Source organism: Acinetobacter sp. GG2 (assembly GCF_000292385.1).
Taxonomy (GTDB): domain Bacteria; phylum Pseudomonadota; class Gammaproteobacteria; order Pseudomonadales; family Moraxellaceae; genus Acinetobacter; species Acinetobacter seifertii.
This window is the reverse complement of record NZ_ALOW01000028.1, coordinates 77,890-91,572: the sequence shown is the minus strand read 5'-3', so window position 1 is coordinate 91,572 and position 13,683 is coordinate 77,890. Positions and strand designations below refer to the sequence as shown.

General features: G+C 38.2%; 12 protein-coding genes. 7 read left to right on the top strand and 5 right to left on the bottom strand.

Annotated elements, in window-relative coordinates; genetic code table 11:
- Window positions 1-29: 29 nt before the first annotated feature.
- On the top strand, window positions 30-635 hold the full coding sequence (locus B554_RS0105880; protein WP_019457311.1) for an alpha/beta fold hydrolase: 606 nt from the start codon (window positions 30-32) through the stop codon (window positions 633-635).
- Between the two features lie 49 nt (window positions 636-684).
- On the opposite strand, the gene B554_RS0105875 is transcribed toward B554_RS0105880, so the two are convergent.
- The gene (locus tag B554_RS0105875; protein WP_019457310.1) at window positions 685-1,308 is read right to left on the bottom strand and encodes a LysE family translocator; all 624 of its coding nucleotides are present in this window, start codon (window positions 1,306-1,308) and stop codon (window positions 685-687) included.
- Between the two features lie 166 nt (window positions 1,309-1,474).
- On the opposite strand from B554_RS0105875, the gene xerC reads away from it, so the two are divergent.
- From xerC to gyrA, 6 genes are all read left to right on the top strand, one after another.
- A complete protein-coding gene (gene xerC, locus B554_RS0105870) occupies window positions 1,475-2,362 on the top strand; it encodes a tyrosine recombinase XerC (RefSeq protein WP_079393627.1) in 888 nt (295 codons plus the stop codon).
- Window positions 2,363-2,827: 465 nt separating this feature from the next.
- The gene (locus tag B554_RS0105865; protein ID WP_004699812.1) at window positions 2,828-3,577 is read left to right on the top strand and encodes an electron transfer flavoprotein subunit beta/FixA family protein; all 750 of its coding nucleotides are present in this window, start codon (window positions 2,828-2,830) and stop codon (window positions 3,575-3,577) included.
- A 17-nt stretch (window positions 3,578-3,594) separates the two neighbouring features.
- Complete coding sequence (locus B554_RS0105860; protein ID WP_004699815.1) at window positions 3,595-4,527, top strand: electron transfer flavoprotein subunit alpha/FixB family protein; 933 nt, start codon at window positions 3,595-3,597, stop codon at window positions 4,525-4,527.
- Between the two features lie 77 nt (window positions 4,528-4,604).
- Window positions 4,605-5,447: a helix-turn-helix domain-containing protein gene (locus B554_RS0105855; RefSeq protein ID WP_025465108.1), complete on the top strand. Its 843-nt coding sequence runs from the start codon at window positions 4,605-4,607 to the stop codon at window positions 5,445-5,447.
- A 91-nt stretch (window positions 5,448-5,538) separates the two neighbouring features.
- Window positions 5,539-6,498 (top strand): MBL fold metallo-hydrolase, encoded by a 960-nt coding sequence (locus tag B554_RS0105850; RefSeq protein ID WP_019457307.1) that lies wholly within the window; start codon window positions 5,539-5,541, stop codon window positions 6,496-6,498.
- Window positions 6,499-6,909: 411 nt separating this feature from the next.
- The gene (gene gyrA / locus B554_RS0105845) at window positions 6,910-9,624 is read left to right on the top strand and encodes a DNA gyrase subunit A (protein WP_019457306.1); all 2,715 of its coding nucleotides are present in this window, start codon (window positions 6,910-6,912) and stop codon (window positions 9,622-9,624) included.
- Between the two features lie 56 nt (window positions 9,625-9,680).
- Here the strand turns inward: gyrA and B554_RS0105840 are convergent, their stop codons facing one another.
- From B554_RS0105840 to B554_RS0105825, 4 genes are read right to left on the bottom strand one after another with little or no spacing between them, the layout of a single operon-like run.
- Window positions 9,681-11,327: an ArnT family glycosyltransferase gene (locus B554_RS0105840; RefSeq protein WP_019457305.1), complete on the bottom strand. Its 1,647-nt coding sequence runs from the start codon at window positions 11,325-11,327 to the stop codon at window positions 9,681-9,683.
- 9 nt (window positions 11,328-11,336) lie between these two features.
- Complete coding sequence (locus B554_RS0105835; RefSeq protein WP_019457304.1) at window positions 11,337-11,717, bottom strand: GtrA family protein; 381 nt, start codon at window positions 11,715-11,717, stop codon at window positions 11,337-11,339.
- A 1-nt stretch (window position 11,718) separates the two neighbouring features.
- On the bottom strand, window positions 11,719-12,699 hold the full coding sequence (locus tag B554_RS0105830) for a glycosyltransferase family 2 protein (protein ID WP_019457303.1): 981 nt from the start codon (window positions 12,697-12,699) through the stop codon (window positions 11,719-11,721).
- Window positions 12,696-13,490: a ChbG/HpnK family deacetylase gene (locus B554_RS0105825; protein ID WP_019457302.1), complete on the bottom strand. Its 795-nt coding sequence runs from the start codon at window positions 13,488-13,490 to the stop codon at window positions 12,696-12,698. The genes B554_RS0105830 and B554_RS0105825 overlap by 4 nt, the downstream gene beginning before the upstream one ends.
- Window positions 13,491-13,683: the final 193 nt, after the last annotated feature.

Genomic DNA, 13,683 nt, shown 5'->3' with positions numbered 1-13,683 from the left:
CTTTTTAATTTCATTACTTTATAAAAAATATGAATAATTTAATTTTCTTACCTGGTGCATCAGGCAGTACTGCATTTTGGCATCCTTTAATTGAAAAATTACCTCAGCAATACCGTACAAAAATTATTGGTTACCCCGGTTTTGGCGATACACCAGAATCCCTTGAAGTGAAGAGTTTTGAAGACCTAACAAATTATGTGGTCGATCAAATTAATGAAGAATCTATCATTGTTGCCCAATCTATGGGTGGGATTTTTGCCGTTGCCGCAGCGCTACAAAAACCTCATTTGGTGAAAGGGCTGGTCTTAATTGCTACTTCTGGTGGAATCAACCTTAAACCATTTAATGTTCAAGACTGGCGTGAAGCATATAGCCAAACATTTTTAAAATATCCAGATTGGTTTGTTACCACTCATGCTAACTACGAAGAGTTTTTGCCAGATATAAATGTTGAAACTTTATTAATCTGGGGCGATAACGATCCAGTGAGCCCAGTTCAGGTAGGTCAATATTTAAATCAAAAGTTTGAAAAGTCGACGTTATATGTTGTGAAAGGTGGGGACCATCAATTAGCAGAAAAACATGCCGATGAAGTTGCAGTCCAAATAGAAAACTACTTAAAAAACTTCATGTAAATCTTTAGCTATTATTTGGCGTGCTATGTGTTAGCACGCTTTTTAAAATTTATCTCTTACTGAAAGCTAATTTCAATGCGAACAACACAAAAATACTGCCCGTAATTCGGTCCATATATTTTACAAATTTAGGTTGTTTTAAATAACGTGAAAGTGGTTGCATAGCTAAAATTAATAAAGTTGACCATATTATTCCAATCACCACATGAATCATTACAAGTCCCATTACCCAAGTAACAGCCGATGCTTGCGCTGGAATGAATTGCGGAAGAAATGAAATATAGAAAATGCCAACTTTAGGATTGAGTAAATTGCCAAAGAAACCTTTAATGAACCAATTCTCTGAAGTAGGGCGATTGGAACTATTTTCTTGCATGTCTGCGAGTTGGTTACGTGGTTTTAAAATCATATTTAAACCAAGCCATGCGAGATAAGCAGCTCCCATCCATTTTAGAATATTAAAAGCTAAATCAGATGCCATAAGTAGAGCGCCTAAACCGCAGGCCACGACAACTCCCCAAGCGATACAGCCAAGACTAATTCCTAGAGCTGCTTGGAACGCTTTAGATTTACCCTCAAGTGTAGCGGTACGAATAATTAAAGTCGTATCTAAGCCAGGAGTAAGCGTAAGTAAAGTAATGGCAATTAAGTAGGGAATGAGTATGGTAGTCATGACAGCAAGGTTCCGACGAATACTTAAAGTGAAGTGTAATATATAAGTTAGATTCATTATGCTGTGCGATATGAAATTTTCATGATCAATTAGTTTTTGGTACACTCAAAAAAAAATGGGCAAATAAATGGAGAGCAATTTGGATTTTGCATTACAACTGCTCTCGATGTGGTTGAAAGAAAGAAAAATTCAGAACCAGTCTGAGCATACAATCACGGCTTATGAGCGAGATGTGAAAAGCTTTCTTGAGTTCTGTGACTCAAAAAAAATTGATTTAAAAAATGTTGAAGCTTCAGATTTACGTGAATATCTAGCTCAACGTGTTGAGCAAGACCAGTTAAGCGCAAGTAGCATGCAGCGTCATCTCACTTCTATTCGTCAGTTTATGAAATGGGCTGAACAGGGCAAATATCTAGAAATTAATCCCACTGACGACTTTAAGTTAAAACGTCAGCCTCGGCCTTTGCCGGGTATGATCGACATAGAAACGGTTAATCAAATTTTAGATCAACCTATGCCAGAGAAACCAATTGATCAGCAGCTTTGGTTAAGAGACAAAGCCATGTTGGAACTACTGTATTCAAGTGGTTTACGACTCGCAGAACTACAAGGCCTAACCATTAAAGATATCGATTTTAATCGTCATCTTGTTCGTATTACGGGTAAAGGAAATAAAACCCGTATTGTCCCATTTGGGAAAAAGGCAAAAGAAAGTCTATTGAATTGGCTCAAAATTTATAAAATCTGGAAAGGCCATTTTGACCAAAATGCTTCTGTTTTTATTTCTCAACGAGGTGGTGTGCTCACTCCTAGGCAAATCGAGAAGCGTGTAAAACTTCAGGCGCAAAGAGCCGGTGTAAATGTCGATTTACATCCGCATTTACTTCGCCATTGTTTTGCCAGCCATATGTTATCGAGCAGCGGTGATTTAAGGTCGGTGCAAGAAATGTTAGGTCATAGCAACTTATCGACTACGCAAATTTATACGCATATCGATTTTGATCATTTGGCTCAAGTGTATGATCAGGCTCATCCACGAGCGACTAAGCATTAGGTAGTTTAAGATAATTTATTTATCAATAAGCGACTTTGATTGCACTAAATAAGGTGAATGTAGAGATCATTTGTATTTATTTACAAATTTGTATAAAGAAAAAGGGTGAAATTACCCAATTGACCATTTTGATCTTTGCACAATTTGTCAGCATATATAGCCTGAAAACGACAAATTTTGAGTCTTTTACACCGTGCTTATGCTTCTTACTAATAAGGTAAATAAAATAAAAAGATAATAAAAATCAATGTATAAAATAGACTTTAAAAAGAATAAAATAGAGGGTAATCATGTATAAATTTTTTTTTATGAACTGATGATTTCATTTTTTTTGTACTGTTCCAGAAAATTGTGACTTGACCGAAATGCCAAACACATTGCAAGATAGGGTACCTAAAAAATTTTAATCGAAGAGTTAATATACTTTTCTCAACATTTACTTTTGCTAGAACAGCCGAGGATTACATGAAGGCTCTTGTTGCTGTAAAACGCGTGGTTGATGCCAACGTTAAAGTTCGTGTTAAGCCGGACAATAGTGGGGTTGACCTTACCAACGTTAAAATGTCAATCAACCCATTTTGTGAAATCGCAGTGGAAGAAGCGGTTCGCTTAAAAGAAAAAGGAACAGTATCAGAAATCGTTGTTGTTTCTGTTGGCCCTAAAGAAGCTCAAGAACAAATCCGTTCTGCAATGGCTTTGGGTGCAGACCGCGGTATTTTAGTTGAAACCACTGACGAAATTGGCGCTTTAGAAGTTGCTAAAATCTTAAAAGGTGTTGTTGATGCTGAAAAACCAGAACTTATCCTTCTTGGTAAACAAGCAATTGATGATGACTCTAACCAAGTAGGTCAAATGCTTGGCGCATTATTAGGTGCTGGTCAAGGTACGTTCGCTTCTGAAGTGAAAGTAGATGGCGGTAAAGTACAAGTGACTCGTGAAATCGACGGTGGTTTACAAACTGTTGAGCTTGCACTTCCTGCAATCATTACAACTGACTTGCGTTTAAACGAGCCACGTTATGCAGCATTGCCTAACATTATGAAAGCTCGTAAAAAACCGCTTGATACTAAATCTCCTGCTGATTACGGTGTTACAGCTGGTACTAAGCTTAAAACTGTTAAAGTTGAAGCTCCAGCAGAACGTAAAGCTGGCGTACAAGTGAAATCTGTAGATGAGCTTGTAGAAAAATTGAAAAATGAAGCGAAAGTGATCTAATACGGAAGGATAAAATCATGAGTATTTTAGTTATCGCTGATCACAACAACCAAACACTTAACGGTGCTACTTTAAACGTTGTTGCTGCAGCACAAAAAATCGGTGGTGATATTACTGTATTAGTTGCTGGTTCAGGCGCTCAAGCAGTTGCTGACGCTGCTGCTAAAGTTGCTGGCGTAAGCAAAGTATTGCTTGCTGACAACGCGGCTTATGCAAACCAATTAGCTGAAAACGTAGCTGGCTTAGTTGCTGACTTAGCTAAAGGTTACAAATACGTTTTAGCTGCTTCTACCACTACTGGTAAGAACATTCTTCCACGTGTTGCTGCACTTCTTGATGTAAGTATGATCACAGACATTATTTCTGTTGAATCTGCGAACACATTCAAGCGTCCAATCTACGCTGGTAACGCAATTGCAACTGTTCAATCTGACGAAGCAATCATTGTTGGTACTGTTCGTGGTACAGCATTTGATCCAGTTGCTGCGGAAGGTGGTTCTGCTGCGATTGAAACAGTTGGCGAAGTAAAAGATGCAGGCATTTCTAAGTTTGTATCTGAAGAAATCGTTAAACTTGATCGTCCAGAATTAACAGCTGCTCGTATTGTTGTATCTGGTGGTCGTGGTGTAGGTTCTGGTGAGAACTACCACAAAGTACTTGATCCATTAGCTGACAAGCTTGGTGCAGCACAAGGTGCTTCACGTGCAGCAGTTGATGCAGGCTTCGTACCTAACGATTTCCAAGTTGGTCAAACTGGTAAAATCGTTGCACCTGAGCTTTACATTGCTGTAGGTATTTCTGGTGCGATCCAGCACTTAGCTGGTATGAAAGATTCTAAAGTTATTGTTGCAATCAACAAAGACGAAGAAGCACCAATCAACAGCGTTGCTGACTACTGGTTAGTTGGTGATTTGAACGCTGTAGTACCAGAGTTAGTAAGCAAGTTGTAATTTACAGCTTGTCACTTATTCAAAAAACGCCCTTGTGCTATAACTAGCCAAGGGCATTTTTTATTTAGATCATTATTATGAATATTAATTATTCCGCTTCCATAGAAGCTCATCAATTGCATCAGTCATTGGTGAGATTGGCACGGGCAGATATGGCACGAGATTATTTATGTATTCGATCTAAAAATCAGCATGGGCTAGCCAATATTAAAGTTAACCAGTTGCATATGGGATTTATCCTATATGGGCAACAACAATTGAATCTTCAAACAAAACAAATTAATTTTAGTGCTGGCGATCTCTATATCATAAAACCCGATACGGTTATCGATGCAGTTAATCTGCCTGACCCTATAACGGGTGAATATCTCACTATTCTTGTGCCTATGTGTGACGAAGTCATTCAAGCTGCACAAATGATTTGGGCAAAGCCCGTAGTCGACAGAACAGAAGCAATATTAAAGTTTTCAATTGATGATTTCGCTACCTCTTTAACCGAGTGGCAAACAGCTTTGTTTAATCATGATGTGGTGAAAGCACGTTTATGTATTACCGCTATGCTTGTACAGTTATGCCAACAGCACTTCTCAGATGTATTAATTGTACCGCCACCTAAATTGACAAAAATCATTCACGATTGGGTAATAGAGAATCCACAGCACCATTGGCAGTCTCGTGAGTTTGAAATGCGACTGGGTTTGAGCAGTGCAACGCTTCGCCGTAAGCTCAGCTATGAAGATACAACCTTAAGAGAAACGATTACACATGCACGTCTTACTTATGCACTTGAGATGTTGTATTCGAAAAAACTACCCATGAAAACCATTGCAGCCAAATCGGGATATCAATCGGTTGCTATTTTTCGTGATCGCTTTGTAGGGCGTTATGGTATAGATCCTGCCCTTTTAGCTGCTGACTAAGCTAATTTGAGCGTTTCATATCGCTTATTGAGCGATTTAGATAGATAAAGGCCAGTAGAGTTAAAGTATTAAAAATACCAAGGACTCTATGATGAAATCATTAACATCACTTGCGATATTATTACTGCTGAGTGCCAGTACAGTTATACATGCAGAACAAAAGCCAACCGTGCATCAGGTTGATGGTTACTTTTTACAACCCGTAGGAAACCTTAAAGTAACGGCATTGTTTGATGGGGAACTGGGACTGCCTCGTAGTGATTTACTGGGTATTTCAGCTGAAAAAGCCAATCAACTGTTTGAAGAAAATTTTGTTCCTGTAGATGAGCATAATCAGATTGTCACGGATTTCTCTGCCTATCTTGTGCAAACACCGACACAAAATATTTTAATTGATGCAGGAACTGCAAAATGTTTTGGGCCTACTTTGGGTCATGTACGTGAAAATTTAAAGAAAGCAGGTGTACAGCCTGAACAAATAGATACCATCTTAATTACACATGCCCATCCTGATCATTTATGCGGTATTACACTTGATGGCAAAATGGCTTATCCAAATGCGAAAGTTTATCTGGCTAAAGAAGATATCGACTTTTGGACATCATCTGCAAATGAAGCAAAAGCCACCGATTTTTTTAAACCAATATTTAAAATGACGCGTGATGCCTTACAGCCATACCAAAAGTCAGGACAACTAGTTGCTTTTACCAAAGCCACTTTTAACGTACCGAATGTTCAACTGATCGTGACTCATGGTCATACGGAAGGTCATTCTTCATACTTAGTAGATGGACAAAACGGTCAAAAGTTCTTAGGTCTAGGTGATGTGGTACATTACGGTGCAGTCCAATTTCCTTATCCTGAAGCAAGCTACAAACCCGATACTCACTCGAATCAGGCTATAGCTGTTCGTAAGAATATCTTTGAACAAGCCTATAAAAACCAATGGTGGGTAGGGGCAGCACATATCGCTTTTCCCGGCATTGGACACATTGGTAAAAGCTCAACAGGATATCAATGGATACCGGCTCAATACCGTCCTGTAAAATGATAAGTTCAAATTGATTATTCAAAAAAAGAGCAATGAATTTGAAAAATTGACTCGGAAACTTTAGCTCAAATATTGCTAAGTTGGGTTAAGACGAAAAGTTTGATTCTTTAAATAGATGAAATGTGTTCTAAAAAGAGCACTTTCATGCTGTTTATATTTTGGTCGAATAATTGAGTTTTAAGGAATACATTTAAAAGTAGAAATCTATAATTTTAACTTATTAATTCTAATAGAATTTTTATTGTAAAAAAATGCTATTTTAAGATCGCTAAACTCCCAGTTAGCGAGCAATTTATGCTATAGTATACAGCTATATTTTTTTCGATTTTAGTTCACTTTCCGGAACTAAATTTTTTGCAAGATCAAGACATATAAACGGATAGAAATATCTATCTGTAAGAAGGAGTATGCATGAGCGTATCGGAAATCCGACCGATTGCCATTGAGGACGAACTCAAGCATTCATATTTAGATTACGCAATGAGTGTAATCGTATCTCGTGCATTGCCGGATGTGAGAGACGGTCTTAAACCTGTTCACCGTCGTGTGCTTTATGCCATGCACGAATTGGGCAATGACTATAACAAAGCCTACAAGAAATCTGCTCGTGTCGTTGGGGACGTAATCGGTAAATATCACCCGCATGGTGATTCAGCTGTTTATGAAACCATTGTTCGTATGGCTCAAGACTTTAGCTTACGTTATTTATTGGTTGATGGTCAGGGTAACTTCGGTTCGATCGATGGTGATAGTGCCGCGGCAATGCGTTATACCGAAGTCCGTATGACTAAGCTGGCACATGAGCTTCTTGCAGATTTAGAAAAAGACACAGTTGACTGGGAAGATAACTACGACGGTTCAGAACGTATTCCTCAGGTACTTCCGACACGCGTTCCAAACTTGTTAATTAACGGTGCTGCTGGTATTGCTGTAGGTATGGCAACCAACATGGCACCACACAACATGACAGAAGTTGTGAATGCATGTTTGGCTTATGCTGATAATCCGAATATCTCGATTGAAGGATTGATGGAATACATTACTGGTCCTGACTTCCCTACAGGCGGTATTATTTACGGTAAATCAGGTATTGTTGATGCCTACCGTACTGGTAAAGGTCGTTTACACATTCGCGGTAAATACCATTTCGAAGAAGATGAAAAGACAGGTCGTACAACCATCGTCTTTACTGAAATTCCATATCAAGTCAACAAAGCAAGAGTGATTGAACGTATTGCTGAGTTAGTTAAAGAGAAAAAACTTGAAGGCATTTCAGAGCTTCGTGATGAGTCTGATAAAGACGGTATGCGTATTGCTATTGACTTAAAACGCGGTGAAAACGCAGAAGTCGTTGTAAATAACTTATTCTTAAATACCCAGCTTGAAAACTCATTCAGCATCAACATGGTTTGTCTAGACAACGGACAGCCAAAATTGATGAATCTGAAAGATATTATTGCGGCATTTATTCGTCACCGCCAAGAAGTTGTGACACGCCGTACCATGTTCGAATTACGTAAAGCACGTGAACGTGGTCATATCTTGGAAGGTTTGACAGTTGCTTTAGCAAATATTGATGAAATTATTGAAACCATCAAAACTTCTGCTAACCCTGCTGAAGCGCGTGAGCGTTTACTTGCTGGTGAGTGGGCAGGTGGTGGTGTTATTTCATTACTTGAAAAAGCAGGGGCTATTTCGGTTCGTCCAGATGAAATTGAAGGTGAAGATCCAAATCGTCCATTTGGTCTAAGCGATTCAATTTACCGTCTATCTCCGACGCAAGTAGGCGCAATTTTAGAATTACGTTTACACCGTTTAACAGGTCTAGAACAAGACAAGTTACACGCAGAATATACTGAAATTTTAGGTCAAATTGCTGAACTGACGGCAATTCTAAACGACTTCAACTTGTTGATGGCTGTTATTCGTGAAGAGCTAGCACAAGTATTACAACAATATGGTGATGCACGTCGTACCGAAATTGTTGAATCTCGTGTTGATTTCTGTCGTGAAGATTTAATTCCAGAAGAACAAGTGGTATTAACTGTTTCTCAAACGGGCTATGCAAAAACTCAACCACTTTCAGACTATCAGGCACAGCGCCGTGGTGGACGTGGTAAGTCTGCAACCTCAATGAAAGATGATGACTTTATTCAACATCTGATTGTGGCATCGAACCACGCGACGGTACTTTGCTTTACCAACGTAGGTAAAGTGTATCGCCTGAAAGTATTTGAAGTTCCTCAAGCATCACGTGGGGCAAAAGGCCGTCCAATCGTGAACTTGTTACCTTTAGATGCAAATGAAACCGTCACTGCTATCTTGCCGTTAACAGAGTTCCCAGAAAACCACTATGTGTTTATGGCGACTGCTTCTGGTACGGTTAAGCGTGTTGAGTTAGAACAGTTTGCTAACATTCGTTCAAATGGTTTACGTGCTATTGAACTCAATGAAGAAGATACCTTAATTGGTGTTGCGATTACTGATGGTAATCAGCAAATCATGTTGTTCTCTAACGAAGGTAAAGCGATTCGTTTTGCTGAAACTGACGTACGTGCAATGGGTCGTACAGCGAAAGGTGTACGTGGTATGCGCGTGAGCTTCGCAAGCAGTACCTTAAGTGAAGAAGATGCAGACGTTGAAAACGATGAATCGGATGATAACGATGATTCAGCAGATTCAAATCTAGTAAGTCGTATTGTATCGCTTGTAGTTGTACCAGAGACAGGTGAAGTGCTATGTGCGAGTGCCAACGGTTATGGTAAACGTACTCCTGTAAATGACTTCCCAACCAAGAAACGTGGTGGTAAGGGTGTTATTGCAATTAAAACAACTGAACGTAACGGTGAGCTAGTTGGTGCAGTTTCTATTGATGAAACTAAAGAGTTATTGTTGATTTCTGATGGTGGTACGCTTGTTCGTACACGTGCCGCAGAGGTTGCAATGACAGGCCGTAATGCTCAAGGTGTTCGTCTCATTCGTTTAAGCGAAGAAGAAACTTTAGTTGGTGTAGTTTCAATTGAAGCTGTAGAAGACGAAGAAGAACTTCTTGAAGGCGAAGTAGATACGACTGAAACCGATAGTGAAGAAGCAGTATCTAATAATGAAGATACTTCTGAAGAGTAAAACGTTTTAAAATAAAAAAAGGAAGCTTAGGCTTCCTTTTTTTATGTCTAATCTATTTATTTTGCTGGATGGAAAATAAATACATCATAGTTTCGGTAGTGTAGAGTTTTCACAGAAGGATCTTTAGTTGCAAAATTATTTGGCTGACTGACTACAATCAAATCTTGCTTTTGGGCTAAGGCATCTTTAAGTTGCTGCTCGCTCCATAAATACTTCTTACGTTCAGGCTCAAATAACAGTCCATCCTTAATTTCTAAAGAGGCGCTATCAGAATGAACACTATCCCATTCATTTACAATGTAGACAGGCTTTTTAAGCTGTAAAAGGAAAGGCACATCATAGAAATAGTAATTATAGAAAACTATTTTTGTAGATGGGGTGATGTACTCAGCAAAATCTGTTTGGCCCACATTATTTTTAGTATCTAAAATACGAACAGCAAAAGGAACCGCACTACATAGAACAATTAAACTTATAAAAATATAGTTTAAATAGCTCACTTTTTGCTTTTTATATAACCATACTAAAACCAATGGAAGCACAATTAACAGTGTGCCAATCGTGTAAATGAAGACAGCTTCGTGTTGGAAAAAAGGCTGATTCGCACGCAGAAAATGTGGGGTAGCCACAATACCTATTCCAAGAATCATAATAAATACAGGAGTACCCCATACCTGTAATTTGGTTTTATAACTGTTTTCAAGAACCTTATTCATCACAAGTGCCAAGAAAATAGTAAGGGGCGGGACAGCAGGTAAAATATAGCCCGCTAGTTTAGAAGGTGGAATAGAGAAGAAAACCGTGACAGAAATAAACCACCATACAAGCAAGGCAAATACACCAGATTGCTTATGATCTTTAAAGACGGTCTTAATAGATTCAAATCGACTTGCAAAAAAACAAGGTAAAGAACCAACAAATAAAATAAGTAGATAGAAACACCACGGTTGCTTATTATTAAATTCTTTTGAACTAAATCGACTAAATTGTTGGTCAATAAAGAAATAATGCAAAAATTGAGGATATTTACTTTGTACTGCGTATAACCATGGACTAACGATAAGTAAGAATAGCAATATCCCTAATGGATTAAGAAGCGAAGGTATTTTCTTCCATTGTTTTGTGTAGAGTAACCAAGGTAATAAAATCATGCCTGGAATGAGAACACCAATAAGTCCTTTACTGAGAAAGGCTGCTGCGCCTGCAAAATAACCTAAAAATAAGATAGATTTACGTGCAGAAATAGTGAAATCAGCAAAGCATAAAACGCTTAATGTAATCCCGGATGCTACTAACAAGTCATGGTTAATGTATTGACTACTACCAAAAAAAAGTAGGTTAGTCGCTAAAATAATAACCGTGAGTTGCGCTACACGCTCTGAAATATGTTTTTTTACAAACCAGAATAGACCAACTAAGGTGAGTGTAGCTGCTAAAACAGGTACTAAGCGTAACACCCATACATGCACCCCAAAAATTTCCATAAAAATAGAACTTAACCAATGGAGCAATGGCGGTTTATGCATAAATGGTAAACTATCGATTCGTGGAGTTAACCAATCTCCAGATTCGACCATCGCTCGGCTAATATCTCCGTAGCGGCCTTCATCCGGTACTGACAAAGGTCTTATCCAAGAAAGAACAAGTAACCAGCATGGTAAAAAAAATAATAAAAATTTCGAATTACGAAGCCATTGCTGCATACACAATCCTTAATGTTGAAATGCAAAAAAACGGTTAAGCAAAAAAGTCACGACAGAAGTCAGAACAATTGCAATACACACTAAGGTTGAAACAGGAATGTCAAAATAAAGATTTGAAAGTAAAAGAAAACTTTCATTAAATAAAAAACCTAAGCCTGCAACTAATGTGAATTTTGGTAAAGTCTGACGATGAGCAAGATGCTGTGCTTTAAAAGTGAAAATGCGATGCCCGAAATAGCTCACCCAATAGGCAACTAAAAATGCAAGTAAATTGGCATATTGCAGCTCGACATGCTTCTTAAACAGAAGCATGGCTACACTATAGTGGGTGAGTGCTGCTGCGGCACCAGTAGTGGCAAACCGCGTGAGCTGAAAAATATGAGCAAACATGTTAGAAACTTGAGAAAGTATTTTCAGGCTTTGTGATGGATTTTTCTTGTTTAATATGAGAATGTTCGGATGCAACAATGTACTTTGGTCTATTTTTTACTTCCGCATAAATTCGACCTACATATTCACCAACAATACCCAAGAATAGCAATTGTATACCACCTAGTAATGTCATGCCTGCTACAAGTGTTGCCCAACCTGGAACAGAAACACCCTCAATCAAGGTTTTAAGGATAATCCATGTTCCGTAACCCATAGCACCTAAAGCTAAGATTGCACCTAAATAAATACAAATGCGTAAAGGTAAATCTGAAAAACCAGTTAGACCTGACATAGCTAAGTTAAAGAGAGCTTTTACGTTAAAACTAGAACGACCATGTTGACGTTCTTGCTCAGAAAAATTAACGCCTATACTTTTGAATCCAACCCAAGCATAAAGACCCTTCATATAGCGGTTTTTTTCTGGCAATTGTTTAATTGCTTCAACAACTTTTGCATCTAGTAGGCGGAAGTCGCCCGCGCTTTCAGGGATATCGATCGGAGAACTTAAGTTTAATATACGATAGTAACCTTGGGTTAAAACACGTTTAAGCCAAGATTCAGTAGTACGATTGCGAATACCATACACCATGTCATAACCATTTTTCCAAAGGTTAATCATGGTTGGAATTGCTTCAAATGGATGTTGAAAATCAGCATCAATGAGTAGCGTCACTTCACCTGTTACATGATCTAAGCCAGCACTTAGCGCTGCCTCTTTACCAAAGTTGCGTGAAAGTTCAAGCACAACCAATGGGTAATCATCAATCATTGTTTGTAGAATAGGAATGGTGTCGTCTTTACTCCCATCATCTACAACAATAATTTCATAGCTAAGATTTTGCTGTTTTAGACTATTTGCTAAAGCAGGAATAAAAGTTTTTAAATTTTCTGCTTCGTTATAGGCTGGAACAACGCAGGATAAAAATGGTTTTGTGTTCATTGCATTGCCCCTAGTCTAGTGAGCTGTATACCATATTGCTGACAATCAAGTTGGAACTGATCCGAACTGAAATATTCATATTCTTGTATTCGGGCATGTTGAATCGGATCTTGATCATTTGATTCTGCAAGCGCTGGATGGCACATAATCAGTAAGTGGTCTTTTGCATGCGCAAGCCAATACTGGTTCAGTTCGCCATAGTCAGTTTGCTTAAAATCATAAATGCCAGCAAATTGGTCATTTTGATTAAAATGATATGTTTGACATGCTTTTGCTAAAGAATTAGAGCCGAGTGCAGACAGCACGCGAGTCTTAAAACGATAGTGAGGTAAATCTATCGGGTGCTGTAAATTTCGAATCCAACCCGTAAATTTTTTCTCTTTTAACAATTGCAGCAAAATATCGCGTATGAATGGAAATTGATGAATATGCTGATGTCCATCAATAAAATCTGGGTGCTTTCCCATGACTGAAACAAATAAGTCCCATTGCTCTTCAATACATTGGATAATTAATTCACGATTCAGACTTGAAGACCATGCACGTAAAATAAGCATGGGTAAGGAAAAAACAGTATTACCTGAAGCGAAAGCATGGGTAAGATTTAAATGTAAACCAACATCAACTTGGTCACTAAAAGGTTTTAATTTGGCAGCAGCAGTTTCCCATAAATCAGACTGAGTCATACATGAGGTCGCTTGAAGTGTACCTTGTTCAATTAATTGAATAATTGCGTCAGATATTTCCGCATTCATTGCAAAGTCATCTGCGCAATAACACACCTTTGCCATATTCAAGTTCCATAATGGGTCAGAGTAGCAGAGATACCCTGAAAAGCTGCTGAAAAACTAAACAGCTTTACTATGAACAAATATCCTTAATTTCAACTTAAAGTTTTCTTAAGGTTTTATGACAATTGATACAAATTAATGCTTTGAATTTGTTTATTTTTTTATAAATTTTTGGTCAATTTCTTAAAGAAAT